Origin of the sequence: Hyalangium minutum (genome assembly GCF_000737315.1) — a bacterium.
Lineage (GTDB): Bacteria > Myxococcota > Myxococcia > Myxococcales > Myxococcaceae > Hyalangium > Hyalangium minutum.
The window spans coordinates 1-25,839 of sequence record NZ_JMCB01000028.1; the positions used below are offsets into that span (position 1 = coordinate 1).

The 25,839-nt window shown below is 67.4% G+C and carries 18 protein-coding genes; 8 read left to right on the top strand and 10 right to left on the bottom strand.

The genetic code is table 11. The features are described from left to right. Positions 1-117 precede the first annotated feature (117 nt). The 4 genes from DB31_RS40930 (at position 118) to proS (ending at position 7,171) form a co-directional block, all read left to right on the top strand. Complete coding sequence (locus tag DB31_RS40930) at positions 118-591, top strand: hypothetical protein (protein ID WP_044198623.1); 474 nt, start codon at positions 118-120, stop codon at positions 589-591. 26 nt (positions 592-617) lie between these two features. Continuing rightward, a complete protein-coding gene (locus tag DB31_RS40935; protein ID WP_044198626.1) occupies positions 618-5,096 on the top strand; it encodes a pilus assembly protein PilY in 4,479 nt (1,492 codons plus the stop codon). Next, positions 5,084-5,551 carry a hypothetical protein gene (locus DB31_RS40940; RefSeq protein WP_044198628.1) on the top strand — a complete coding sequence of 156 codons (468 nt, stop codon included), beginning with the start codon at positions 5,084-5,086 and terminating at the stop codon, positions 5,549-5,551. Before DB31_RS40935 ends, DB31_RS40940 begins: the two co-directional genes overlap by 13 nt. Positions 5,552-5,737: 186 nt before the next feature. Further along, the gene (proS, locus tag DB31_RS40945) at positions 5,738-7,171 is read left to right on the top strand and encodes a proline--tRNA ligase (RefSeq protein WP_044198630.1); all 1,434 of its coding nucleotides are present in this window, start codon (positions 5,738-5,740) and stop codon (positions 7,169-7,171) included. Here proS and DB31_RS40950 read toward each other — a convergent pair. Both DB31_RS40950 and DB31_RS40955 read right to left on the bottom strand, forming a co-directional pair. Continuing rightward, entirely contained in the window at positions 7,165-8,412 is a 1,248-nt protein-coding gene (locus DB31_RS40950) for an adenylate/guanylate cyclase domain-containing protein (RefSeq protein ID WP_044198633.1), read from the bottom strand. The two genes, proS and DB31_RS40950, sit on opposite strands and share 7 nt — an antisense overlap. A 13-nt stretch (positions 8,413-8,425) precedes the next feature. Beyond that, positions 8,426-9,673 carry an adenylate/guanylate cyclase domain-containing protein gene (locus DB31_RS40955; protein WP_044198636.1) on the bottom strand — a complete coding sequence of 416 codons (1,248 nt, stop codon included), beginning with the start codon at positions 9,671-9,673 and terminating at the stop codon, positions 8,426-8,428. Between the two features lie 95 nt (positions 9,674-9,768). On the opposite strand from DB31_RS40955, the gene DB31_RS40960 reads away from it, so the two are divergent. The 3 genes from DB31_RS40960 to DB31_RS40970 all read left to right on the top strand — a co-directional run bounded on the left by DB31_RS40960 (position 9,769) and on the right by DB31_RS40970 (position 11,698). Beyond that, entirely contained in the window at positions 9,769-10,296 is a 528-nt protein-coding gene (locus DB31_RS40960) for a metal-dependent hydrolase (protein WP_044198641.1), read from the top strand. 3 nt (positions 10,297-10,299) lie between these two features. Next, complete coding sequence (gene thpR, locus DB31_RS40965) at positions 10,300-10,854, top strand: RNA 2',3'-cyclic phosphodiesterase (protein ID WP_044198644.1); 555 nt, start codon at positions 10,300-10,302, stop codon at positions 10,852-10,854. An 82-nt stretch (positions 10,855-10,936) separates the two neighbouring features. After that, positions 10,937-11,698: a nucleotidyltransferase domain-containing protein gene (locus DB31_RS40970; RefSeq protein ID WP_044198647.1), complete on the top strand. Its 762-nt coding sequence runs from the start codon at positions 10,937-10,939 to the stop codon at positions 11,696-11,698. Here the strand turns inward: DB31_RS40970 and DB31_RS40975 are convergent. The 5 genes from DB31_RS40975 to DB31_RS49380 form a co-directional block, all read right to left on the bottom strand. Next, a complete protein-coding gene (locus DB31_RS40975) occupies positions 11,695-12,459 on the bottom strand; it encodes a methyltransferase domain-containing protein (RefSeq protein WP_044198648.1) in 765 nt (254 codons plus the stop codon). The two genes, DB31_RS40970 and DB31_RS40975, sit on opposite strands and share 4 nt — an antisense overlap. 39 nt (positions 12,460-12,498) lie before the next feature. Then, the gene (locus tag DB31_RS40980; protein WP_044198651.1) at positions 12,499-16,782 is read right to left on the bottom strand and encodes a beta strand repeat-containing protein; all 4,284 of its coding nucleotides are present in this window, start codon (positions 16,780-16,782) and stop codon (positions 12,499-12,501) included. Between the two features lie 92 nt (positions 16,783-16,874). After that, complete coding sequence (locus tag DB31_RS40985; RefSeq protein ID WP_044198653.1) at positions 16,875-18,683, bottom strand: hypothetical protein; 1,809 nt, start codon at positions 18,681-18,683, stop codon at positions 16,875-16,877. Positions 18,684-18,842: 159 nt separating this feature from the next. Then, entirely contained in the window at positions 18,843-19,610 is a 768-nt protein-coding gene (locus DB31_RS40990; RefSeq protein ID WP_044198655.1) for a hypothetical protein, read from the bottom strand. A gap of 123 nt (positions 19,611-19,733) precedes the next feature. Further along, the gene (locus DB31_RS49380) at positions 19,734-21,707 is read right to left on the bottom strand and encodes a PQQ-binding-like beta-propeller repeat protein (RefSeq protein ID WP_169787165.1); all 1,974 of its coding nucleotides are present in this window, start codon (positions 21,705-21,707) and stop codon (positions 19,734-19,736) included. 332 nt (positions 21,708-22,039) lie between these two features. Here DB31_RS49380 and DB31_RS41000 point away from each other — a divergent pair, with 332 nt between their 5' ends. After that, complete coding sequence (locus DB31_RS41000) at positions 22,040-23,062, top strand: hypothetical protein (protein ID WP_044198661.1); 1,023 nt, start codon at positions 22,040-22,042, stop codon at positions 23,060-23,062. A 50-nt stretch (positions 23,063-23,112) separates the two neighbouring features. On the opposite strand, the gene DB31_RS41005 is transcribed toward DB31_RS41000, so the two are convergent. From DB31_RS41005 to DB31_RS41015, 3 genes are read right to left on the bottom strand one after another with little or no spacing between them, the layout of a single operon-like run. Further along, positions 23,113-23,865 (bottom strand): ABC transporter ATP-binding protein, encoded by a 753-nt coding sequence (locus DB31_RS41005; RefSeq protein WP_044198663.1) that lies wholly within the window; start codon positions 23,863-23,865, stop codon positions 23,113-23,115. Further along, a complete protein-coding gene (locus DB31_RS41010; RefSeq protein WP_044198666.1) occupies positions 23,862-24,779 on the bottom strand; it encodes an ABC transporter ATP-binding protein in 918 nt (305 codons plus the stop codon). The genes DB31_RS41005 and DB31_RS41010 overlap by 4 nt, the downstream gene beginning before the upstream one ends. Continuing rightward, positions 24,776-25,834, bottom strand: a complete 1,059-nt coding sequence (locus DB31_RS41015; RefSeq protein ID WP_044198668.1) for a branched-chain amino acid ABC transporter permease — start codon at positions 25,832-25,834, stop codon at positions 24,776-24,778. The genes DB31_RS41010 and DB31_RS41015 overlap by 4 nt, the downstream gene beginning before the upstream one ends. Positions 25,835-25,839: the final 5 nt, after the last annotated feature.

Sequence of the window (25,839 nt, forward strand, 5' to 3'; positions counted from 1 at the left end):
CTTCACCCCGTCGGGCGGTGGCTTCTACCGGATGCTCCTGCGTGAATCGATCACCCCCAAGAATCTCCTGCTGAACCGGCAGTTCGCACCCATCACCCCGGGCGGAGGCTGAGCCCCATGTCCCTGAAGATTCCCACCCCTCGCGGCATGGCGCTGGTGATGGCCATGATCGTCGTCGTGCTCATCACCCTGCTGGTGGCCGGCGCCATCTCCTTCACCGGCACCGAGCGCGCCGCCTCCGAAATCCAGGCCGAGGAGGACTACATGTCCTCGTGCGTCCAGGCTGCTCGCAACCTGTTCATCTCCCGCATGAACATGCTGGATGCGGCAGGCCCCTCCACCATCAAGTTCAAGGAAGATCTGCGCGGCGTAAAGCTCGCCACGGGCCACTTCGGCCGGCTCGAAGAGGTGAGCGCCACGGACGTGTCCGGCGCCATGAAGGACCCCAACCGGGATGTCCAGGACATCTCCAACACCAACACCGTCAAGCCGACCACCAAGTTCTACACCGTCACCGCGGTCTGCAAAGAGACCGAAGACCCCACCAGCCCCGAGCGCGAGATCGAGTTCATGGTCCGAGTGGGCCTGTAGAATCGATTCCGAAGGAGAAACCCCCAATGCACTCCTGGACTCCCATCCTCCGTCGTGCCGGCCTGGGCCTTGTCGTCCTCGGCCTGGTCACCGCCGCGCATGCCCAGAACAACCTGGGCAACGCGGGCGCAACCCCCGCCGACAGCACGGCCTGCTGCCAGCTCACCACGTCGATGATCAACGACGTGCTGCGCGGCATGGACGTGTCGGGCGACGAGCGCTTCTTCAGCGCCGAGGGCGCCCCGCCCAACATCCACTTCCTGCTCGATACCTCGGGCTCCATGCGTGAGCTGCCACAGGTGGAGAACAGCGACCACGCCACCTTCTTCACCATCACCACGAACGGGTGCCAGAACCCGCGGCTGGATGCATTCGCGGCCAGCCGGGGCTGGAATCCGACCACCGTGTACCCGGTGCCGGACCTGGGGACGCAAGAGGGCTCGGACACGGGCTTCCCCAACCTGTTCCAGGACGACAAGTTCTACGGCTGGATGTACTGGGCGGACCTGAGCAACCCGCCGACGCAGTGGAACTCCAAGGAGCACGCCTGCCAGTCGCAGGTGCCCAACTGGTCCAACACCACGGGCGCCGCCGAGTATGCGCGCTGCCTCACGTGCCTGAGCACCAAGGGCTACTACAAGGTGCCGGGCACCATTGGCCGTAACACGCCGCCCCTCGAGAACCTGAACTTCATGTTCTGGGGCCGCTACCTCAACTTCAATCCGCCCAAGTACGTCACCGCCAAGGCGGTGCTCAAGTCCGTCATCAAGGACCTGCGCCGCGTGCGCGCGGGCATCAGCTACTTCTCCAACAGCGCGCCCAACACCGTGCTGCTCCGCGGGCAGAACCCCTCGTGCTCGCAGATCATCAACGACGCGAGCTCCTTCGACAGCAACCGCGCCAGCTACATCAACGCGGTCAACGGGCTGACGTTCACCACCGGTACGCCGCTGGCGCGCTCGCTGCTGAACGTGGGCTACTACTTCACCTCGGATGACGCCATCTACCGGGACGTCTTTGGCTTCGGCACCAGCGGTTACAGCTACCCAGCCGCCTACAAGAACACCTCGCTCAACGCGCAGGGCCGCAGCGTGTGCTGGGGCTGCCAGGTGTCCTCCGTCATCGTCATCACGGACGGTGAGCCCTCCGGCGACACGCTGAGCGCCACGGCGGTCACCAAGCTGCGCACGGTCAACGGCGGCCCGGTGTACTGCCCGGACGCCACGCCGTGCGGCGGAGGCACCATCGCCACCCGTGACAAGGGCACCGACCCCGCCGTCTACACGGACGACAACCAGAACTACCTGCTGGATGACGTGGCGAAGATGCTCTTCAATCAGGACTTGCAGCGCAACAACCCGCCCATCGTCGGAGACTTCAACACCGCCGGCCGGCAGAACGTGCTCACGTACACGGTGGGCTTCGGCATCAACAGCCCCTTCCTGAAGAACACGGCCGACGTGGGCGGCGGCCTCTACTACACGGCGGATGACGCCACCGGCCTGAAGCAGGCGCTGATGTCCATCATCACCAACGTGCAGACGCGCGCCACCTCGTTCTCGAGCCCGGCGGCCAGCACGCTCCAGGTGCGCAGCGCCAGTGCCACGCTGATTCCCCGCTTCAAGCCGGCGCGCTCGCAGACGGCGCCGTGGCAGGGCTTCCTCTACCGCTTCAAGGAGGGCAAGGAGCGCCTGCTGGGCTGCAACCCGACGGACCCCACCGCGGGTGGCGATCTGAACGAGGACGGCGACTGCAACGACACGCTGCTCATCGACGCCTCGGACAAAGCCATCATCGAGAACGACGAGGGTAACTTCATCCGGCTGCTGGACTCTCAGCAGGGCATCGTCACCCCCGCCACACCCTTCTGGGAGGCGGGCGAGAAGCTGACGGACGGGGCCAACCACAAGAAGTGGATGACCCGGAAGATCTACACCATCATCGACAGCAACCACGACGGCAAGGTGGATTTCCGGGACACGCCCATCCCGTTCGACGTGGCGCACGCCGCGGATCTGCTCGAGTTCTTGGGCATCAGCCAGAACCCCAACGACTGCGCGGAGCTGGCCGCGAGCCTGGGCATGCTGCCCGGTGCCCTGCCGCCGCTCGCCTGCGCCGAGCTGATCATCAAGTGGTACCGCGGCGCGGACGTGCTCAACATCGATCCGGCCCAGCACGACAAGGACCGCGCCTTCCTGCTGCACGACATCTTCCACTCGTCGCCGGTGACCGTGGATCCGCCCATCCCCGCGCGCTTCTGCGGCTTCTCGCAGCAGTGCCTCACGTCGCTGTTCACCGGGATGACCCCGCAGACGACGGACGACGCCAACGCGGAGGGCAAGGCGTACGACCTGTACCAGGCGGACAAAGAGGACCGGGACAAGATCGTCCTCGTGGGCAGCAACGGCGGCATGCTGCACGCGTTCCACAACGGCCGGGCGAAGACTCCGGCGGAGACAGACTCGCTCACGGGCCAGCGCATGTATGACGACGGCACGGGCGAGGAGCTGTGGGCCTTCGTCCCGCCGGACCTGCTGCCCAAGCTGCGCGGCAACATGGGCAAGCACGCCTACTTCGTGGACGGCACGCCGATGGTCCGCGACGTGTGGATGGACGGCGTGGACGGCGCGCCGGACGGCAAGAAGCAGCCCAACGAGTACCGCACGGTGGCCATCGTGGGCACCGGCCGCGGCGGCGTGCACCGCTTCGCGCTGGATCTGACGCGCCTGCTGGGCGACGCCCCGGACGAGGGCGCCGGCAACGTGCCGAACGCGGCGGGAGACTTCCTGTGGATGTGGCCGCAGCCGTGCGATCCGCTGGCGCTGCAGGTGGGCGAGAGCTTCTCCAACTTCGCGCCCCGCTCGCCGCCCATCGGTCCCGTGGCGCTCGGCCCGGTCGCGGATGATGCCCTGCGCACCACCTATGGCCTGCCCGCGGGCAGTGCGGTCACCCCGTGGAAGATCGTCTCCCCGAACGACGCGCGCGAGCGCTGGGTGGTGGCCTTCAACGGCGGGTTCGACGCGCAAATGCTGCGCGGCCGCGGCTTCGCCATCGTGGACATCCGCACGGGTCACACCGTCTGGAGCTACTTCTACGGAGACGACACCACCCAGAACCCCCGCTCGGAGAACCTGAAGTACCCGATTGGCGCGGGCCTCGCGATGATGGACATCGGTCCAGCCAACAACTCGCCGCTGGACATCGATCAGCTGTTCGACTCGGCCACGGTGGGCGACTACGGCGGGCAGCTGTGGATGATCCGCATGTGGAAGCCGGGCGAGTGGGACGCGACACGCCAGCAGGTGAAGAACTGGTTTGCCGCACGCGCCTTCCGCGTGGCGAACCTGGCGGGCCGGTCGGGTGATGCGGACGCCATGCGCGCGCCCTTCACCTACACGACCGTCAACGCCCTGCAGCCCGCCACGGGCTACGTGCGCACCTTCCTGGGCACTGGCGACCGGGAGAACATGCTGGACAAGGGCACCACGTGCCGGCTCTCCAACCCGCGCGCTTGCGCGGTGCAGGGCTGCGGCGTGAACAACACCCTCACGGTCGAGCGTGGCACGCCGACGACGTACACCACGGCGTACACCACCAACTCCACCTACCAGAACTTCCACTACAGCGCGGGCAACAGCACCACCAACACCACCCCGACCACGCCCGGTGCCGCGTGCGGTGGCGCCCGCGTGACGATGTCATGGGCCTACTCCGCCGCCAACGGGTGCTCCAACACCGACAGCGGCTCGCTCCAGTACACGTGCTCGGGCGACACCTCCACGTGGAACTGCGAGATGACGCAGGACGACTGGATTGCGCTCAACTACAACCAGGCCACCGCGCCCTATCCTCAGCGCTACTACGGCCTGTGGACGTATGGCGGGACCGCCGCGCGCAAGTTCGACTCCAACGACGAGGCCGTCACCTATGAGGCCGGCATGCTCACGGACACCTCGACGGGCATGGTGAACGTCAGCAACTTCCAGGCGGGCACCCTCGGGGATGCCACCGCGGGCCGGGTCACCAGCAACCCCTCGGCCTCGTCGGATGGCCCGGGTTGGTTCATCGAGTACGCGGCCAACAATGAGCGCACCGGCACCTCGGGTAACCTCATTGCCGGCTGCGTGCTGTGGAGCTCGTTCGAGCCCAGCGGCGCCTCGGGCGCGGTGTGCTCGACGACGGGAACCAACATCGCCCGCCTGTACCAGGCCAACTTCGCCACCGGCGAGGCCAACTGCGCGCTGAGCTTCTACGCGTCCTCCTCGGACCAGTGGAACCGGTACAAGTTGACCACCACGGTGGCCGCTCCGGCCGAGCCCGCGATGCAGGTGGGCATCGGTGGCGGCATCGTCACCGTGGATGCCAACCAGCAGGGCCCTGGCCAGCAGGACACCACCGCGGTCCAGAAGACGGACGAGGGCGTGAAGTCGCTGTACCAGATCGAACTCGACCGGCAAGGCCACGACTGCCGGCATGATGGGAACCTGGGCGCATGCGACAACTGAGCCTGACCTGGAGAATGGCGGCGCTCTCTGGAGCGCTGCTCTGGGGGGCCTGCTCCAAGGAGCCGGCCCCGGCCCCTGCCGCACCCGCTGCCGAGCCCGCGCAGGCCTCCAAGCCTGCCGCGGAGCCGGCCGCCGAGTCCGAGGCCCAAGCCGAGGCTCCCTCGAAGGAGCCCGAGGCCCAGGCCGAGGATGACTCGACGCCACCAGAGTTCACCCTGGGCCAGCGCCGCGACGAGGTGATGAAGCTCTTCAAGGACTGCGCCGAGCGCCGGTACTTCGAGCCGCCGGGGCCGGGCAAGCTGTACGTGGAGATCTACCAGCCCAAGGACACCGAGGCCTGCAAGCAGCGCCTGGGCGAGCGGCAGTTCATGATTCGGGGGGGCCTGCTGCACCAAATCACCCCCGGGCTGATTCCTCCGGAGCCTCCGCGCTCCGAGCCCCCCGAGGGCTCCTGAGCCCGGCCTGAAGTGTCTCACCGCCCGCCTCTCCCCCCTCCCCAGAGGGAGGGAGGGGTGGGCCCCCCGGGGTTCCGCCCCGGCTCCTCGTGTCCACGAGTCGAGCCCTGGCGTCGAGCCCGTTGATTTCCCGGACCACCCGGCGTAGGCAACCCCCCTCTTTCTTCACCACGAGGGTTGCTGCACATGGCCGAGAAGCTCCTTGCCCGAGAGAAGGGCTTTTCCGAGTGGTACGTCGATCTCGTCCTGAAGGCGAAGCTCGCCGACTATTCGGACGTGAAGGGCTGCATGGTCATCCGGCCCAACGGCTACGCGCTGTGGGAGAACATGCAGCGCGTGCTGGACAAGATGTTCAAGGACCTGGGCCACAAGAACGCCTACTTCCCGCTGCTCATCCCCGAGAGCTACCTGAAGAAGGAAGCCGAGCACGTGGAGGGCTTCAATCCCCAGTTGGCCGTCGTCACCCACGCGGGCGGCGCCAAGCTCGAGGAGCCCCTCATCATCCGGCCCACCTCCGAGACGATCATCAACCGCAGCTTCGCCAAGTGGATCCAGAGCTACCGGGACTTGCCGCTGCTCATCAACCAGTGGGCGAACGTGATGCGCTGGGAGATGCGCACGCGGCTGTTCCTGCGCACCACCGAGTTCCTCTGGCAGGAGGGCCACACCTGCCACGAGACGGAGGAGGACGCGGAGAAGGAGACGCTGCAGATGCTGGAGGTGTACCGGACGTTCGCCGAGGACTACATGGCGATGCCGGTGCTCACGGGCCGCAAGAGCGAGACGGAGAAGTTCGCCGGCGCGCTGCGCACTTACTCCATCGAAGCGATGATGCAGGACAAGAAGGCGCTGCAGGCGGGCACCAGCCACAACCTGGGGCAGAACTTCGCCAAGGCCTTCGAGACACAGTTCCAGGGCCGGGACGGCAAGCAGCACCACGTGTGGCAGACGTCCTGGGGCGTGTCCACGCGCCTCATCGGCGGCCTCATCATGACGCACTCGGATGACGCGGGGCTCATCGTCCCGCCGCGGCTGGCGGCCACGCACGTGGTGGTCATCCCCATCCTGGGCAAGGCGTCGGATGCGGAGAAGGCGCAGGTGCTGGAGAAGGCGCAGGCGGTGACGGCGGACCTGCGCAAGAACGGGCTGAACGTGGTGCTGGACGACGACGACACCAAGAGCCCGGGCTTCAAGTACAACGAGCACGAGCTCATCGGCACGTGCCTGCGGCTGGAGCTGGGCCCCAAGGACCTGGCGAAGGACTCGTGCGTGATGGTGCGCCGGGACTTGAAGCAGAAGGAGTTCGTCCCGCTGGGCCAGGCCGTGGAGAAGGCCAAGGCGATGCTGGACCAGATGCAGGCGGACCTGTTCAACAAGGCCAAGTCCTTCCGCGACCAGCACACCTTCGAGGTGAACTCCTACGAGGAGATGCAGAAGCGCGCCGAGGACGGCTTCATGCTGGCGCACTGGTGCGAGAAGCCCGCCTGCGAGACGAAGGCGAAGAACGACATGGCGGCCACCACGCGCTGCCGGCCCTTCGACTTGAAGCAGGAGCCGGGCAAGTGCGTGGTGTGCGGCGACCCCTCGCCGGGCCGCATCGTCTTCTCCAAGGCCTACTGAGCCGCGGCGCGGGAGGCCGGAGCACGCTGGGGCATGAAGGTGGCCACGGGCTCCGGCTTTCCCTGCACGGACAGCGGCTGGGCGGCGGTGAACTCGAAGTCCGTCCCGCACCGCGCCTGCGTCGCCCCCGTCACCAGCATCGGGACGCCCACCTTCTTGGTGAGGCCCTCGATGCGGCTGGCCAGGTTCACCGCGTCCCCTATCACCGTGTACTCGCGGCGCTGCTCGGGGCCGATGGTGCCCACCACCACCCGGCCGGTGTGGATGCCGATGCCGATGTTCAGCGGCTCCTCGCCCCGGCTGGCCCGCGTGGCGTTGAGCTCCTTCAGGGCCTCGAGCATCTGCAGCCCGCACTCCACCGCGGCCTGCGGGTGCCCAGCCAGCTCCAGCGGCGCTCCGAAGTACGCCAGGATCCCGTCCCCGATGAACTTGTCGAGTGTTCCCCCGTTGCGGAACACCACCTCCACCATCTTCGACAGGTACTCGTTGAGCAGCGCCACCACCTGCGGACTCTCCATCCGGTCCGCCATCGTCGTGAAGCCCCGGATGTCCGAGAACAGCAGCGTCACCTCACGGTGCTGCCCCGCGTCTCCTCCAGGCCCCTGCTCCGCGATGCGGCTGGCCACCTGCGGCGAGAAGTAGCGCCCCAGCCGGGCCCGCCTCGCCTGCTCGCGCGTCACGTCATTCACCAGCCCCATCACCTGCCGGCTCACGAACGTCGCCGCCACTGCCGCCATCACCAGCACGAACACCAGCGCGTACAGATAGGCCTCTCGCGGCATCCCGACGGCTTCGCAGAGCACCACCTCGCAGGCGATCGCCACCCCGGTGGCCACTGCCACTCCCACCCGCGATAGCCCCAGCATGGCCACGACCACCACCAGCGTGGCGTAGGTGCAGATCGGCATGAGCGCCACCGCCACGGTGTTGGGCGAGGATTGAAGCGCCGAGAGCTGGATGAGGCAGATGGCCGGCATGTCGATGCCCACCACCCCCAGCGAAGGCCGCTTGCCCAGGGCTGGCAGGCGCCGCGCTCCAAACCACAGCGCCAGCGCCAGGCCCAGGTAGCCTCCCAGCATCCATGCGGGCGACTTCCAATCGAACACCAGGGCGAACACCCACCACCCCAAGGCGCCACCCGCGCGGAAGCGGTTGAGCCACTCGCTGACCTGCACCCGCCGCTCATCGAGCCGCTGGTTCAAGAGCTCTTCGAGAGCGGTCTCGGACTGGTCGAGCAGCACGGCGAGGAGGCGCTCAGCTCGTGGCCTGGCGGGCGCCAGGGCGGCTGGGGACGAAGGTGGCCACGGGCTCCGGCTTTCCCTGCACGGGCAGCGGCTGGGCGGCGGTAAACTCGAAGTCCGCTCCACACCGCGCCCGCGTCGCCTCGGACACGAGCACCGCGGCTCCGGCCTTCTTGGTGAGGCCCTCGATGCGGCTGGCCAGGTTCACCGCGTCCCCTATCACTGTGTACTCGCGGCGCTGGTTGGGTCCCACGTCCCCCACCACCACCCGGCCGGTGTGGATGCCGATGCCAATGTTCAACGGCGCCTCGCCTCGGGAGCTCCGCGCGGCATTGAGCGACTCCAGGGCCTCGAGCATCTGCAGCCCGCACTCCACCGCGGCCTGTGGGTGCCCAGCCAGCTCCAGCGGCGCTCCGAAGTACGCCAGGATCCCGTCCCCGATGAACTTGTCGAGTGTTCCTCCGTTGCGGAACACCACCTCCACCATCTTCGACAAGTACTCGTTGAGCAGCGCCACCACCTGCGGACTCTCCATCCGGTCCGCCATCGTCGTGAACCCTCGGATGTCCGAGAACAGCAGCGTCACCTCACGGTGCTGCCCCGCATCTCCGCCGGGCCCCAGCTCCGCGATGCGGCTGGCCACCTGCGGCGAGAAGTAGCGCCCCAGCCGGGCCCGCCTCGCCTGCTCGCGCGTCACGTCATTCACCAGCCCCATCACCTGCCGGCTCACGAACGTCGCCGCCACTGCCGCCATCACCATCACCAGCACCAGGGGCTGCGGGTACACATCCCGAGGAATTTTCGCCTTCTCGCAGAGCGCCACCTCGCAGAGGAGCGCCACGGCGGTGGCCACCGCCACTCCCACCCGCGACAGCCCCAGCATGGCCACCGCCATCAGCAGGGTGACGTAGATGCCAATGGGCAGGAGCGCCACCGCCACGGTGTTGGGCGAGGACTCCAGCGCCGAGAGCTGGATGAGGCAGATGGCCGGCATGTCGATGCTCACCACGCCCAGCGCCGGCCGCGTACCGAGGGCCGGCAGGCGCCGCGCTCCGAACCACAGCGCCAGCGCCAGGCCCAGGTAACCTCCCAGCATCCACGCCGGCGTCTTCCAGTCGAACGCCAAGGCGAACAACAGCCAGCCCACGGCACCGCCTGCCCGGAAGCGATTGACCCACTCGCTGACCTGCGCCCGCCGCTCATCGAGCCGGTGGAGCAGCAGTTCATCAATGCCAGACTCGGAGGAAGAAGCCGCGGACACGGTACCGCGCAGGCTAGCCCAGGCGGCCCTCCCCTGCCAGGAAGCCGCGGGGCCCCTATGCGCGAGGACAATGTGCAATATCGTGGGGCTCCACCATGGCAAGCATCGGTCACGTCGCAGTGGGCATGGCGCTGGGCAGGCACGAGGCAGGGCCCGCCTCGCGAGGCCGCCTGGCCGCCAGCATGGCCCTGTTCTCCGCGCTGGCGCTGCTGCCGGACGCGGACGTCATCGCGTTCAAGCTGCGCATCCCCTACGAGGCCACGTGGGGACACCGGGGCGCCTCGCACTCGCTGGTCTTCGCGGCGCTGGTGGCCCTGGCCATCGTCGGCGTAGCGCGCCTGCTCCGCCTGCCGCCCGGGCGCACGGGGCTCCTGGCGCTCCTGGCCGTGGCCAGCCATGGGCTGCTGGACTCGCTCACGGATGGCGGGCTCGGGGCGGCCCTGCTCTGGCCGTTCTCGAATGAGCGGCTCTTCGCGCCGTGGCGCCCCCTGCCCGTGGCGCCCATCGGCACCCGCATGTTCTCCGGGCGCGGGCTGTACGTGGTCGTGGTGGAGTTCTTCGCCTTCCTCCCCTTCTGGGCCTTCGCGCTCTGGCCACGGCGGCGCGCGGCCTCGGAGCCCTGAGCCATGCGCCTGTTCACCGCCGTCACCCTGGGGAGCACCATCGAGGCCCACGCCAAGACAGGCCTCGAGCGCCTCCGCCCGCTGGCGCCCAAGGCCCGCTGGGTGAATTCGGACGGCTTCCACCTCACGCTCGTCTTCCTCGGGGAAGTCTCCGAGGCGCAGCTCCCCGCCCTCGGTGAGGCGCTCACGCCGGTGTCGCACCACCACACGCCCTTCACCCTCACCGTCGAGAACGGAGGGACGTTCGGCAAGCCCAGCCACCCGCATGTGCTCTGGGCGGACGTGAAGGGAGACACCGCTGCGCTGGGGGCGCTCCAGGCCGAGGTGGCCGCGGTGCTGGAGCCGCTGGGCTTCCCCCGGGAGAAGCGCATGTACACGGCCCACCTCACGCTGGCGCGCGCCAAGGATCCCAAGGGGGACCCGGCGTTCCTCGCGTGCAAGAAGGCGCTGGAGGGCCAGCACTGGGGCGAGGGGCGCGTGGAGCACCTCGTCCTCTTCGAGAGCAAGGGCGGCCGGTACATCCCTCGCCTCGAGCTGCCCTTGGCGGGAGCGCTCTGAAGCCCCTCACGCCTTCAGGTCAGGAGCCTCCGAGGACCGGCGTCCGGGCTCCCCTTGTCTCAACACCCGAGGAGCTGAAGCCATGACGACCTTGGATCCCCGCCTCGAGCCCTTCGTGCAGCAGCACCCGTACCCGTTGATGTTCATGACGGTGAGCGGCTCTCACATCTACGGCTTCCCCTCGCCGGACTCGGACTGGGACTTGCGGGGCGTCCACCTGCTGCCCGCGCGCGAGGTGGTGGGGCTGGACGTGGGGCCAGACACAGTGGAGAAGTCCACGGTGTACGAGGGCGTGGAGATGGACCTCGTCACCCATGACGTGGCCAAGTTCTTCACGCTGGTGCTGCGCCGCAACGGCTACGTGCTGGAGCAGCTCTACTCGCCGCTGGTGCTGCGCACCTCACCGGAGCACCAGGAGCTGAAGGCGCTGGCCAACGCGTGCATCACCCGACACCACGCGCACCACTACCTGGGCTTCGCGGACACGCAGTGGAGGCTCTTCGAGAAGGAGTCGCCCCGGCGGGTGAAGCCGCTGCTCTATGTGTACCGGGTGCTGCTCACGGGCCTGCACCTGATGCGCACGGGCCGTATCGAGACGAACCTGCTCACCCTCAACGAGCACCACCGGTTGCCGTACGTGCCGGAGCTCGTCAAGCGCAAGCTGGAAGGCACGGAGAAGGGCGTGCTGCCCGAGCAGGACTTCTCCTTCCACGAGCGGGAGTTCCGCCGCCTGCGCGAGGAACTGGAGAAGGCGCGAGACACGAGCTCGCTGCCCGAGGCGCCGAGCGGCCGCGCCGGGCTGCATGACTTGCTGGTGCGCCTGCGCCTGGGCTCGGCACGCTAACGGCGTGAGGCCACCACGAAGCGCCGGGTGAAGCGGAACGGAGTCCCCCGAGCGGTGGCGGGGTAGTCCGCGCGCAGCAGCGGCCGGAGCATGTCGAGGAAAGCCTGGCTCTCCTCGGCCCCGAGCGCCGCGAGCACGGGCCGCAGCGTGGTGCCCAGCAGCCACTGCAGCACCGCGTCCTCGCCCTGGAGCACATGGAGGTACGTGGTGTCCCACGCATCCACGGTGAGGCCCAGCCCGGCCAGGTGGGCCTCGTAGAAGTCCAGCGGCTGAGCCTGCCCTCGGCGGACGGGGGCGAGCGTGGCCGCGAAGCGTGGATGCCCCCTCACCTCATCGATGCGCCGGTGCGAGGGCGCGTCGAAGTTGGCGGGGATCTGAAAGGCGAGCACGCCGCTCGGCGCCAGCAACGACACCAGCCGCGACAGCAGCGCGGGGTGATCCGGCAGCCAGTGCAGTGCGGCGTTGGAGAAGATCACCTCCACGGGCGCAGCGGGCGTCCACCCGGCCAGATCTGCCAGTTCGAAGCGCACCCGCTCTGGGGCGGCACGGCGAGAGGCCTCCGCCACCATGGCCTCGGAGGAGTCCACGCCCGTCACCCGGGCTGAGGGCCAGCGCTCGGCGAGCACGAGCGTCAGGTCTCCGGTGCCACAGCCCAGGTCCACCACCTGGGCGGGAGCGGCCGCGTCCACCCGCGCGAGCAGCTCGAAGAAGGGGCGCTTCCGCTCGTCACGAAAGCGCTCGTACTGCGCGGGATTCCACATATCCCCTCCTCGAGCCGCGGGCTTGAGGCCCACCGGGCCTCAGGGCTTGAGCTGAACCACGTACACCGTGAAGGTCGCTCCGTCGCCGGTGCTCTCGCGGGAGAGTGTGAGGATCGAACCGTTCATCAGGTAGGCCTGGATGCGCCCTTCGCTGATGCTCTCGCCCCCCGCGAACTTGCTCTCGCCGTGGACCTGCCCCGAGGCCCACTGCCCTCCGCCGATGACGATGGTCCGGGAGGGATCAACCGGGGTGATCGCCACGTTCGTGCTGGCGCCCCCCGCCAGCAAGGACCGCGTCACCTGCTGCACGACGGTGCCCGCAGGGAACGTAACCACCTCGTAGGAGATTTCGTTGATCTGCGGCGTGGTGCAGTTGGGCGACGTGTCGCCACTGCCACGCGAGAAGGTCAGCTTGTTGCCGCTGCTGGTGAGCTCGCCTCGCACGAGGCGATCGCAGATCTTCGTGGTGTTGCTCTCGAACACGTACGAGTACAGGACGATCGACTGGCTCAGCGGCACCGCTGGGGACAGGTTGATGTCCACGGTCGCCGCCCCGCCACCGATGCCCATCAACCCACGCTGAACCGTGGCCGCAGTGTAGTCCACGATCTGGCCGCTGTTGACCTCGTTCCCAGGAGTGCAGTTGGCGCCCGGAGTCTTTCGGATCTCGGCCTGGGTCGACGACTTCAGATCGACGAGCCGGGGAACCGTCGAGCGCTGGTTATTGATGTCCTTCTCGCTGCTGAGCAGCAGGAAGGTGTGGTCCATCACCACGGAGGAGATGGTCAGACCTGTGGTGGGCCCCCCGCAGCCGTGAGAGCCATGCTGCACGGCAACACCCGTGGGGAACTCCGCGACGAACCAGCGGATGTTCACATTCGAGCCACCCCCAACGGCTCGACTGCACTGCACATCCACCGGGGTGCTGGTGGTGTTCAGGACGCAGCGGACATTGGCCAGCTCGCTGGTTTGGTTCTGCGTGGTGGCTTGGAACACCAGGAACGCCCTGCTCGCATCCTGCAGAGGGGGGGTGATGGGGCAATTGGCAGTCGTCTGGGTGCCCGTCATGGTGCAGGTGGCTCCGCTGGTCCGCACCGTGGGGATGATGTTTTCGAGCTGGTTCGCCGCCGTGAGGCCGGCGGACGTGGCTGTCAGTGTGAGCGGCGCAGTGGTGTTGATGCCTCCGCTGAGGCCCTTGAACCAGAAGTCGACCGAGCTGCTCCCTGCGGCAATGGTGACCTGGTTCGTGAGCTGGGTACAGCCCGAGTCCAGGTAGAACTCCACCGGGGCCGAGCCGGTGAGCGCGACATTCAGCGAGGCCCCCCCCGCCACCGGGTTGTCCGCGGCGTCCTGGCGCTCGATGGTCCGCATCGCGCACGTGCTCGCCAGGAGCTGCATGGGCGAGGTGGACGTGAACACCACCTTCGTCACGGCGGCGGTGGTGATGGTGTGCGTCTGCGGCGGGGTGGCAGTCAGGCCGGAGGTGTTGGCCGACAGGTCCACGTTCCGGACCTTCTGGCCCCGATAGTAGAACGTCACCGAGGACTGGCCATTCGCGAGGAGCACCGAGTTGCCCGCGAGCTCGTTGGTGCACCCGCCATCCAAATAGAACTTGAAGTTGTTGTCCGTGGGAGTCCCTGTCGCACTCAGCGAGAGGGTCTTGTCCGAGTTGACCAGCGAGGGGTTGTCGAAGTCGTCTCGGGACTGCACGGTGACCGCCTGCGAGCAGGTCCCCGCCACGGTCGTCAGCGGGGGCGTGCTGAACGCCAGCTTCGAAGGCGCCGCTGGGGTGATGGTGGCGCTCTGAGTCGCGGGCGTGGGAATGGACGGGTTGGAGGCCGCCAGGGCGATGGTGCCTGCGGTGTTGCCCTTGAAGGTGAAGTTGGCGGTGCTCTGGCCAAAGCCAATGGTCACCTGGGTGACCGCTGACCCCGAGCAGTTGCCCGTGGAATAGAACGTGAAACCAGCGGGCGGCGCAGCCGTCAGGCTGACGGGAGTGTCGGCGGTCACAGGCGCGGGGTTCCCTCCAAGCTGTGCCTGCACCGTCACCACACCCGAGCACGCCCCCGCCATCCGCGTCTGCGGGCTCGTCGTGAAGACGAGCGCCGTAGGCTGTGGCGAAGTGATCGACTGATTCTGGGTCGCACTGGCCAGGTTGGGGTTGGAGGCGGTGATCGTCACATTCTCCGCGGTCGTGTCCTTGAAATAGAAGTTCCCGCTGGTCTGCCCCGAGGGAATCGTGAGGGACGTCGTCGGGCCCGTGCAGTCGGCGCTCAGATAGAAGGTGACGGTCCCCGAGGACGCGGTCAGGTTGACCGGGGTGTCGCTGCTCACCGGGGACGGGTTGTTGGAGCTGTCACGCACCTGCACCGTTGTAACGGCCGAGCAAGTGTTGATCTCCAGCGTCTGCTGATTGGTCGTGAAGGCCAGCCTGGCCGGAGCGCCCGGGTTCACCGTGAGGTTCAGCGTCCCGGAGGTGAACCCGGACCTGTTGGCCGTCGCAGAGACACTGCCCACGCTGGTCGCCTTCGCGTAGACGTTCACGCTGCTCTGGCCCGAGTTGATGGTGAACGCATTCGTTGAGCCCGAGCAGTTGCTCGTGGCGGAGAAGGACAGGCCCGCGCCTGGCGCGAGGGTGACCGACTGGTTGCCCGAGACATTGGACCGGTTTCCGTGGATGTCGGTCGCCAGCAGCATCAACGCCGTGCAGTCCCCCGCCGCCACCGTGAGCGACGCTGGCGAGAAGGCCAACACCGTCGGCGGTGCGGCGTTGATGGTCACGTTCTGGCTTACGGACAAGGTGCCCTGCCCCGCCGTCACCGCCACCGTCCCCGCGGTGGTACCCTTGAAGTAGAAGCCTATGGTGCTCGCTCCACTGGGCATGTTGATCGGGGTCACCACGGACATGGTGCAGGCCGCGTCCGTGTAGAACTGGAACCCCGTCGACGGATTCGCCGTCAGCGTCACCGGCGTTGCAGTCGTCACCGGTATCGAATTGTTGAAGCTGTCCTGCCGCTGCACCGTCATCAGCGTCGAGCAGTTGCCCGCCGTCACCGTCTGTCCGTTGGGGTTGAACACGAGCGTGGGTGCTCCCGGGGTCACCGTGACGGCCAGCGGCGTGCTGGTCAGGCCCCCGAAGGATCCACCGATGGAGAAGCTCCCCGTCTGGGTGCTGCGGTAGCGGAAGGTCGCCGAGCTGGCCCCCTGGGGAATCAACACGGTGGTCGTCATGGGCGAACACGTGGGACTGGTAGAGAACGTCAGCGGCCCTCCATTGGGGGTCAGACTGATGTTGGTGGCCCCGGTGGCGTTCGCCGTGTTGCCATCCGCATCCTTGAGCGTCACGGTAACGAGTCCCGCGCACTCCCCCGCCGTCGCCGTCGCCGTCCCCTGGCCCGGCCCCGTGAACACCATGACGGTGGGAGGCCCCGCGGTGATGGTCGCGGCCTGCTGGGCGCTGATGAAGCCACTGGCCGTGAGGCTCACGTTCACGATGCCCGCCTGCGTGCCCTTGAAGTAGAAGCTGCCGGTGCTCGCGTTCGCCGCGAGGGTGACGCCGCTCGTCAGCTCGGTGTTACAGCCCGAGTCCGAGTAGAACTTGAGCCCTGTCGAGGAGTCGGCCTGAAGCCCAACGGTCGTGGGAGTAGACACGGGCAAGGCGTTGCCGAGCGAATCCTGGATCTGGAACTGCACCGCCTGCGAGCAGACACGCACTGTTGCCGTCCGCGCAGAAGACAGGAAGACCAGCTTGTCGCCCAGGCAGGAGTTCGGCGAGCAGCCGGCCTCCTCACACCCCTTCTTGCCATTGCAGTTGAGATCCACCTGCAGGCTGCACGTCTCCGCCGCAGCCGGGTACACCGTCCGATCCTGGTCCTGGCAATCCGAGCCGCCCGCGTCCGTGCTGACGTAACCGTCCGCGTCTCCATCCGTACCGGGCTCCAGCGGGATCTCGGTGACCGGAGGAACCGCGTCCTTCACGAAGGTAGCCGTCACCGCCTTGGCCAGACCATTCGGCTTCTTGTCCCCCTGCTCGCCCTCAAGCTGGCAGGTGCCATCCCGGAACGGGCGCGCGGTGAGCTCCACCGTCTCCGGCAGCGCCCCCCGGAAGATCGCCACCTGCAAGTCGTTATCGCCCTCGGCGCGGTTCAACCATCGCTTCTGAAGGACCGCCTGGCTGGCGGGGTCACGCACCTCGAAGAGCACGCAAGTGGCGGAGACCGCAGGGGTCAGCAGGACCTTGGCGTGAATGGCCTCACCGTCAAACGTGTCGCCTTTGCAGGCCGACAGAATGACGACCAGCGCCAGGAGGCTGAGCTTCTTCACGTCGCATACCTCGAACGAAGGGGGTACGCGACGCATGCTAGCACGGTGCGCCACGCCCTCGTCTCGGGCGTGACGCCACGGGAAGGACCCCTTTAAGGGGACGGCTGCACCCCTGGATCCGAGGCCTCCCTGAGAGACCGGGCAGCCCCCAAGGTCCGAACCTCGAAGTCATCGAACCACACCCCAGCGATGGGGGTGATGAGTCCCGCCAGCCCCGGCTCGCGGATCGCGGAGTTGCTGGAGTCCACCACGGAGAGTCTCACCTGCCCATCCACGGAGGCGGTGAGCTCCACGGGCCCCGAGCCCCGCGCGGAGAGGGTCAGCGTCATGGGCTCCTGAGCGGAGGAGAGGCCACTGCGCGCCTCGCCAAGAACCGTGACACGCCCGGACGCCTCCCGCCGCACCTGAATGCGCCCGTTGGCCATCGACACCAGCGTGTAGCGCGCGCTGCCCTGGGCCCGCAGGGCGACTCCCGCCTCGGCTTCGGAGAAGTGCTGGAGCCGCACCTCCACCTGACAGTCCCCACAGCGCGAGCCGGGCGCCAGCGCGAGATCCTGTCCGTCCAAGTCACTCACTGCTCGCGTCCCGTCCACGTACCAGAGCCCCTCCACCGTCCACGGGCTGCCCAGGCCCCGCGACACGCGGCGTGAAAACTCGTCCCCGAAGAGGCGGGCACCAGGCGCCGGACTGTCGCTCGGCGGGGTTTCGGAGGAGCCGGTGCCGGTGGACACCGCCACGCGGTACACCGAGCCCTGGGCATTGGAGTCGCGCGCGTCGCCAAAGAAGCAGGGGACCTCCCGGCTGCCCGAGGGCAGCACGTCCACGGCGTTGAGGTAGCCCTTGAAGGTGGCGCGCGAGTCCACCACCACCGGGGCACTGAGCGTGCCGTTCTTCAGCACGCGCATGCGCAGCTCGTAGCGTTTGTTCAGCTCGCGCGAGCGGTTGTAGAAGATGTAGAGCGAGCTGCCCACGCGGGTGATGGCCGGCTGCGTGGCCCAGTCCGTCATGTCCTCCACCAGCATGCGGGGCCCGAAGGCGCTCCCGTCGAAGTGCCGGTAGTTCACGCGCATGGACTCGTCCTTGTAGACGAAGTGCATGCCGCCCTGGCCGTCCTCCACGGCGCTGAGCGCGGCCCCGTGGTAGATGCCCTCGGGGAAGGCCGTGCGGACCGAGCCCCAGGTGTTCAGCGGATCGCTGGCGTGGCGGATCCGCATGCGCGCGGGCTCGTAGCCATCGTGCATGCCGTAGACGAAGACGAGCTTGTTGCCCACGCTCAGCAGCCGGCCGCCGCCGCGCCTGCGCACCGAGTCCAGATCCGGCTGGCGCTGGAAGCTCGCGCCGCCGTTCGTGGAGACGGCAATCACCGCGGTGGAGCGTCCATCCCGCTCGAGGCGGAAGGCCTGGATCCACAGCCGCCCCTGCGAGTCCCGAGCAATGAGCGCCCGCGAGTAGCCGATCCGATCATCTGGCGCATCGAAGACGTGCACGACGGGATCCGGCCTCCAGGTGTCCGAGCTGGAGTGGTAGCGCCACCATTGGAAGTACACGTCGTGCCGGCGCGAAGGCCCCAGCGTGGACGACTCATACGAGTAGACGATCGCCACATCGCGGCCCACGGCGAGCAGCTCGGCCCGGTCGTGGTGGCTCTTGTCGGGCTGGATGGGCCCTATGAGCCGGAAGCTCTGTGTCCCATCATCCGAGCGATACAGCGAGAGAGCCCGTCCATCCGCGCCGCCTTGCTGGACGGCGAGCAGCCAGACAGGCGCCCGGTTGCTACCCATGTCGATGCGTACCACGTGCCGCTGCGCTGGCAGGGTCAGCGCATTGCCCGCGCTGACCGGCAGCAGCGGCGTCCCGCTCGCGAGCACAGCCGCGAGCAGAGCCGTCGAAGCCCCCATCATTCCGTTCCCCTCCCCCTGACACTTCCCGAGAGAACCTAAGGCGCGAGGGCTACGGAGCAAACCGGGGACAACAAAACCCCCTTCTGAGGTGAGACAGCCCTCGAGGTGGCTGTCTCGGGGTGCACGCTCCGGGTGTTCCGAGCGTGCAGGCGAGCAGGCCTACTTGGTCCCGGAGTCCGGGGTGGTGCTGCCCGGGGTGCTCGGGGTCGCCGGGGTGCTCGGGGTCGCCGGGGTGCCGGGGGTGGTGCCCTTGGTGGCGCGCTCGATGCGGGGGGGCGGGTTGATCAGGGCGAGCGAGCGGAGGAACTCGTCCGCGGAGGGAGCGCCGATGCTGGGGTTGTAGAGGGCCAGCATGGTGTAGAGGCGGGGGCCGACGAGGTAGCTGCGCGCCTTCACCTCACCCTGGTCCGAGCCGATGACGAAGGCCTTGCCGGGGTAGGTATCGTTGATGGTGATGTTCTCCTCGCTCTTGAGGGCACCCTTGAGCTGGCCGACGAGCACATCGCGGCCTTCCTTGTTGAGGATGGTCTCGGGGGCACGGGTCGCGACGAACTTGGTGGGATAGTCCGTGGCGGTGAGGGCGTAGATGACGCCGTCGAGGTTGCTGTTCCAGGTGGCGATGTTCACGTCACCGGAGGCGATGGTGACCTTGTTGCGAGCGACCTGAGGGGCACCGGGCATCTTGACGGTGAAGCCATCCTCCGGGCTGCCGACGGTGGCGAACTGCACGGTCGAGGCGGCGGGGGCCGGAGCCGGAGCGGGAGTGGCCTCGGCCTGAGCTTGGCCGGCATGCTCCTCGGTGGGCAGTTCCTCGACGGTGGACGAGCCACCCGCCGTGGCGGGCTGGTTCTGCGTGCCAGTGGCGCACCCGCTGGTGATCAGAGCGAGGGCGGAAAAGGCAGTGAGAAGGCGGAACTTCAGCGACATGAACGCTCCCTCAGAAAATGGGTAGAACAGGGTCGCGGCCGACCCTAAACGAGTCTGTGGCTCCTGACTACCCATGATTGATGAAAGGCCCTCCTCGGAAAAAGGAGGGCTGGGTCCGCTGCCCTACGGGCAGTTGGTGATGGGAGTGGACGGGTTGCCAGTGTTCCGCACGTCATGCTGAAACTTGGGCCAGCTGTTCGGGTCCTTCAGCAGACGCGGGCTATCCACGACGAAAGCATGAAGCTTGTTACCCACTGCGACGTAGAGGACACCCGGTCGATTGGCTCCTAAGGGAGCGCCGTCTGAGCCGCGCGCACAGTCCAGCGTGGGCGAGGCTTCGATGTTCAGTCCGATGCTCGGCAGCTTCCACTGACTGGAGAGGGGGTCCGAAGTGGTCCAAACAGCCAGTTCTCCCGATTTGTTGACGGTGTACAACTTCCCATCAGATCCAATAACCGGCGCGGCAGAGAGCACACCCGGCGCTGGGCTTGCCTGGGACAACGCTGGGACAGACAAATCGTAGCGTGCCAACAGGTTGCTCGGGCCTGCATACTCACGGCCGAAGTAGGCCTTGTTGTCGGCCGTCGCGACGAGCTGGTTGACCCGACCGTTGTCCGTGTCGGGCAACGCATTGGCAGGTGGAGTTCCGGTGGAATCGAACGCGACTTGAAACACTCCTCCTTGATCGAAGTCGTTGCCACCACTGCCCAACAGCGTATTCACCAGAAGAGCCATACCGAAAACCCGCTGTCCCGAACCGCCTCCTGGCGTGGCAGTCCACTGCGCAGCTGGTGTACCGAAGGAATACTTCACCATGCGTCGAGCGTCGGTCGGGTAAGCAAACTGGCCCGTGTTGGTTGCTACCAATCCGCCGCCTGCGGTCGAGTTCGGCATCCCCTGAGAGCTATCCGAGTTCACACACCCTACTGCGTTTGCCCCTACGCTCGTAGGGCGCAGGCCAACAGCGCTGCCATAGTTACCTGAAACGACAAACAGCCCTGTCTCTACGGGAGTGCTGCTGATGGTCGTTGCAGTAATAGCGGCCGAGCTAATCGTGGACGGAGGCGTCCCGGTTGCCACGGGGAATGTGCAGGGAGTGTTGAGCACAGTCCCAAGCTCTCCGTTGATCGCGCGAAGCCGAGTACCAGAGCCGATACCCGCAACGCCTGCGAAGTTACTCGCCACGTACACCAACTCAGTCCCGTTGCTGAAAGCACCGACAGCTGGGCTTCCCTCCACGGCCTCGACATCCACCTCCCACTTCTTCTTGCCGCTTGGCTCGATCGCGAAGACCTTACCGTTGGTAACGGAGGTCCCGAAATAGACAACACCCTTCTCTCCCAGGGCGGGGCTGGCTTTGATAAGTCCCGCTCCATCAAACGCCCACTTCCAGCGCGTCACTTTGAGACCCGCCGTCGCCGAACCCCGGTTGCCTGCGGCGTCGACTCCTTCGACCCGGAACTGCATGGTGCCCCGGAACTCCCTCATCTCGGGCTCATACAGGTCCACAGTCGCGGTCCCACAGAACACCGGACTGCCCTCGCACGTCCCACCAGCCTGTACAGGCTTGGGAGTCAGAGCCTGACCGACGCCTCCTCCTGAGGCGATGCCGGATACCGTCAGCACCACATCGCTCACGGGCTCGTTGGCGGAGATCGCCACGGTGACGGACTCATCTCGGCGGTAGGCCTTCGCGTAGTCGGTGTCGCTGTCTCTCGGCTCTGCCTGGTTGGGACCTCCGGGGATACGTGTCGGATCGGGAATGCTGATGGTGAAGGTGGGTGCAACCGCATCCACCTTCACCGTCACGGAAGCACTCGGGACGGCGGCGGGCGTCGGATGAGCGACAGTCAGGGTCAGTTGGGCCTGAGCGGACGGCGGCGTCCAAGTGACCGTGTACGTATCTTCGTTCCGGGACACAGGCCCAAAACTACCTACGTCGCTGCCACCGTCATTTCGTGAGGCGCTGAAGTCCAGCGTATCCGGATACTGGGTCGTCGAGGCGTAATTCGGATTGGCCACGAGACGGACCTGCACCTGCACGGGCCCGGCGCCTACCAGAGCGTTGTTGGCCGGACTCTGGATGGCCAGCGCCATGAACCGAGCCTGGCATCCAGCCGTCGTGCAAGCTTCATAGGCAGCGCAGGCCGGGTCGCATACGTCGATCTCGGGCTCCGTGCCACCCTGGTAGCAAAGCCCAATGTTCACTTCGCAGCGCCCTGCCCCACCCCCACAGTCCGCGTCAGAGGTGCACTCCCTACCCTTCGGCTCCGTGCACCCTGCCAGCGTCGCCAGCAGCAACCCTGTTCCCAGGAGTTTGCGCAGCATCAAACACCTCCCAAACCTTTTGACGGCCCAAGGCCGGTGGATAGCATGGGCCCACTGATCACGGAAGGTTGCGGAAGGACCATCCGCTCCCGAGGGTTTACATGCTGAACCGCCTCTCCCGATATGGCCTCCTTCTCGCACTGTTGGTGGCCTTCCTGGCGCCCGCAACGCAGGCCCAGGCCCCACAGCGGGATCGCATCGCGCTCCACCCCTGCGTCATCACCGGCGGCAAGCAGAAGAACATCTCCGACCTGGAGGCCCTCTGCGCCACCGCCGCCGCACGCGAGTCCATGAACCTGGTGCCTTCCACCGAGGTCCGCGCATTCCTCGAGAAGGAAAACGGCTCGTGCGCCAAGGCCAAGAACCGCAACGCGTGCCTCGGCCGCCTGGCTGCCGCCACCAAGGCCACCCGCACGCTCTACATCACCCTCAACCCCTTCACACCCAAGTCCACCCGCATCACGGGCCTCGTGGTGGATGACGCAGGGAAGAAGGTCGAGGAGAAGCCGCTCGAACTGCCTCGCATCCCCAACCAGCCGCCAAGCGACGTCATCCGCTTCGCTGTCGCCGCGCTGCTCGAACAACTGAACGTGGCCAAGGCTCCAGACCAGGAGAGCCTCACCATCCCGCTGACTCCTGGCGCTACGCCCGAGCCAGTCGCTGTCCCCTCCCCCACTCCTGAATCCACCTCGCCCACCGTCACCGCGCCTCCGCAGCCTGCACCCGTCGCCTCCGTCAAGCAGGAGGCCCCCAAGGTTCGCACGTGGAAGACGCCAGCCGGCATCAGTGGCATTGCCGTAGGCGGTGTGGGGCTCATCGCCTCGGGCATCCTGCTCAACAGTGCCAACTCGAAGGCCGAAGATTTCAATAATGCCTTTGAGGGCAAGCTTCCTGAGAACGGTGCGTTACCCGATCTGGTCAAACTCCGCGATGAAGCTAAGTCGGGCCAAAGAACTGCCGCGATTGCCACAGGTGTAAGTGGAGCCCTGGCCATCGGTGGTGCCATCCTGTGGCTGATGGACGGCTCCGCGTCCTCCGAGGGCACCTCCTCCACCGGCAAGGTGGGCACCACCCGCATTCTCGCGGGCCCCGGCCAGGTGGGACTGAGCGTCCTCCTGCCGTGACCTGAAGTCCGAGCGCGCCTCCACCGCGAGGCGCCGCTCCCGCCGGGCGGCTACTCGCCCAGGTACGCCTTGCGCACCTCGGGGCTCTCGAGCAGCGCCTTGCCCTTGCCCGCCATCACCACCTCGCCCGTCTCCAGCACATACCCGTAATGGGCCATGCTCAGCGCGAGGTGCGCGTTCTGCTCCACCAGCAGGATGCTCATGCCCGTGGCGTTCACGTCCCTCAGCGTGCGGAAGATCGTCTCCGTCACCTGCGGCGCCAGCCCCAGCGAGGGCTCGTCCAACAGCAGCAGCTGCGGCCGGCTCAGCAGCGCCCGGGCAATCGCCAGCATCTGCTGCTCACCGCCCGAGAGCGTCCCCGCCATCTGCTTGCGGCGCTCCTTCAGCACGGGGAACAGCCCGAAGCTCTTCTCCTGGTCCGCGGCGATCGCCTCCGTGTCCCGCCGCAGGTACGCCCCCAGGTCCAGGTTCTCCTGCACCGTGAGGTTCGGGAAGATGCCGCGCCCCTCCGGCGCGTGCGCCATGCCTTTGGGCACCAGCTGGTGCGCCTTCATCCCGGTGATGTTCTGCCCAGCCAGGGTGATCTTCCCGCCGCTGGGCTTCAGCATCCCGCTCACCGCGCGCAGCGTGCTCGTCTTGCCCGCGCCGTTGGCCCCAATGAGCGCCACCACCTCGCCCTTGCCCACCGAGAGCGACACACCCTTCAGCGCCTGGATGGCCCCGTAGTGGACCTTCACGTCCTCCACCGTCAGCAGCGGCGGACGGGGATCGCGCTCTCCCAGCGTCTTCACCTGCGCGCTCACGCCGCCCCTCCGTGCGTCTCCAGGTAGTTGTCGCCCAGGTACGCCTCGATGACCTTCCGATCGCTGCGCACCTGCTCGGGAGCACCGCGGGCAATCGTCTCCCCGTGGTCCAGCACGGTGATCTTCTCGCAGATGCCCATCACCAGCTTCATGTCGTGCTCGATGACGAGGATGCCCAGCGAGAAGTCATCCCTCAGCTTGCGGATGAGCACCATCAGGTCCGCCTTCTCGCGGGTGTTCATGCCCGCAGCGGGCTCGTCCAGCAGCAGCACCTTGGGCTGCGTGCCCAGCGCGCGGGCGATCTCCAGGCGGCGCTGCTCGCCATAGGGCAGGTTGCGCGCCTCCTCGTCCCGGCGGTGCGACAGGCCCATCACCTCCAGCAGGTGCTCGGCGCGCTCGGTGATGCGGCGCTCCTCGGCCATGAACCGGGGCGTCAGGAACAGGGACTTCCACCAACCCGCCAGCACCAGCGCTCCCAGGTTGGAAACAAACACCGGCAGCGGGGTGCCGTTCGTCAGCGCCCCCGCCACGCCGTGCGCCTCCGCGTCACCGAACGCCTCGGCCCGGCACGCCACCTTCACGTTGTCCAACGCGGTGAGCGCTCGGAACAACCGGATGTTCTGGAAGGTGCGCGCCAGCCCCAGGCGGTTGATCTGGTGGGGCTTGCGCTTGTTCACCCGCTCGCCGCAGACGAACACGTTGCCCGAGGTGGGCGTGTACACCCCCGTGAGCACGTTGAACGCCGTCGTCTTCCCGGCGCCGTTGGGACCGATGAGCCCCTGCAAGTCGCCCTTGTGGATGGAGAGGTTGAAGTCCGTGAGGGCCTTGAGGCCTCCGAACTGGATGCTCACCGCATCCGCCTTGAGCAGCGGCGCGTCGGCCCGCTGCTCGGGAGTGAGCTCGGGGGAGCTCATGCGAGCCCCTTTCTGCGGCGGGGGAGCCAGCGCGGCAGCACTTCCCAGAGCTCCTTCGTCCCGAACAGGCCCTGCGGCCGCAGCAGCATCAGCGCCACCAGCATCAGGCCGTACACGGGCATGCGGATCTGATCGACCTTCTGGGCCAGGCTGCCCTCGGCGCCCATCGCGGTGAAGCCCGAGCGCAGCGCCTCCGGCAGCAGCGTGAGGAACATCGCCGCCACGATGGCGCCCGTGGTGGAGCCCAGGCCGCCCATCACCACCATCACCACCACCTCCATGGACTTCACGAAGGTGAACGAGCCCGGGTTGATGATGGGCACGAAGTGGGCGAACAGCCCGCCGGCCACCCCTGCAAAGAAGGACGAGATGACGAAGGCGCGGACCTTGTAGCCGGTGGTGTCCACGCCCATGGCCTCAGCGGCCACTTCATCCTCGCGGATGGCCCACAGGCTGCGGCCGTGGCTGGAGCCCGCCAGCCGCCGCGCCACCAGCACCACCACGAAGACCCAGAAGCCCACCATGCCCAGGCCCGCCGTCTGCGGAATGCCGGACAGGCCCAGCGCCCGCCCGAAGGCGTCCGTGTTCTGCACCACCACGCGGATGATCTCTCCGAAGCCCAGCGTCACGATGGCCAGGTAGTCGCCGCGCAGCCGGAGGCTCGGCAGGCCCACCAGGAAGCCGCACACCGCGGCGGCCAGGCCGCCCACCAGCAGGCACAGGAGCAGGAACACCTGATCGCTCACCACCACGGGCAGGCCGGAGATGGCGATCTCCTTGAGCGACAAGGACACCACGCCAGCGATATAGGCCCCCACCGCCATGAAGCCCGCGTGGCCGATGGAGAACTGACCCGTCATCCCGTTCACGATGTTGAGGCTCACCGCGAGGATGACGTTCACGCCCATGATGGACAGCAGGTATGTGGCGAACGGCGCGCCCGCCAGCCCCCACTCCAGCAGCACCAGGATGGGGATGGCCACGAGCGCCGGAAGAACGCCACGGAGCGCCGGAGGAATCCCAGGCACGGACGCGGGAGCGGAGGAGGATTCCATGCGCC

Coding starts and splice junctions, on each gene's coding strand:
- DB31_RS40985 (WP_044198653.1), bottom strand. CDS start 18,683: ATGATGGGGGCTTCGACGGCTCTGCTCGCGGCTGTGCTCGCGAGCGGG.
- DB31_RS40975 (WP_044198648.1), bottom strand. CDS start 12,459: ATGTGGAATCCCGCGCAGTACGAGCGCTTTCGTGACGAGCGGAAGCGC.
- DB31_RS49380 (WP_169787165.1), bottom strand. CDS start 21,707: ATGGCGCTGGCCATCCAGAGTCCGGCCAACAACGCTCTGGTAGGCGCC.
- DB31_RS41010 (WP_044198666.1), bottom strand. CDS start 24,779: ATGAGCTCCCCCGAGCTCACTCCCGAGCAGCGGGCCGACGCGCCGCTG.
- thpR (WP_044198644.1), top strand. CDS start 10,300: ATGCGCCTGTTCACCGCCGTCACCCTGGGGAGCACCATCGAGGCCCAC.
- DB31_RS41015 (WP_044198668.1), bottom strand. CDS start 25,834: ATGGAATCCTCCTCCGCTCCCGCGTCCGTGCCTGGGATTCCTCCGGCG.
- DB31_RS41000 (WP_044198661.1), top strand. CDS start 22,040: ATGCTGAACCGCCTCTCCCGATATGGCCTCCTTCTCGCACTGTTGGTG.
- DB31_RS40990 (WP_044198655.1), bottom strand. CDS start 19,610: ATGTCGCTGAAGTTCCGCCTTCTCACTGCCTTTTCCGCCCTCGCTCTG.
- DB31_RS40970 (WP_044198647.1), top strand. CDS start 10,937: ATGACGACCTTGGATCCCCGCCTCGAGCCCTTCGTGCAGCAGCACCCG.
- DB31_RS40930 (WP_044198623.1), top strand. CDS start 118: ATGTCCCTGAAGATTCCCACCCCTCGCGGCATGGCGCTGGTGATGGCC.
- proS (WP_044198630.1), top strand. CDS start 5,738: ATGGCCGAGAAGCTCCTTGCCCGAGAGAAGGGCTTTTCCGAGTGGTAC.
- DB31_RS40935 (WP_044198626.1), top strand. CDS start 618: ATGCACTCCTGGACTCCCATCCTCCGTCGTGCCGGCCTGGGCCTTGTC.
- DB31_RS40940 (WP_044198628.1), top strand. CDS start 5,084: ATGCGACAACTGAGCCTGACCTGGAGAATGGCGGCGCTCTCTGGAGCG.
- DB31_RS40960 (WP_044198641.1), top strand. CDS start 9,769: ATGGCAAGCATCGGTCACGTCGCAGTGGGCATGGCGCTGGGCAGGCAC.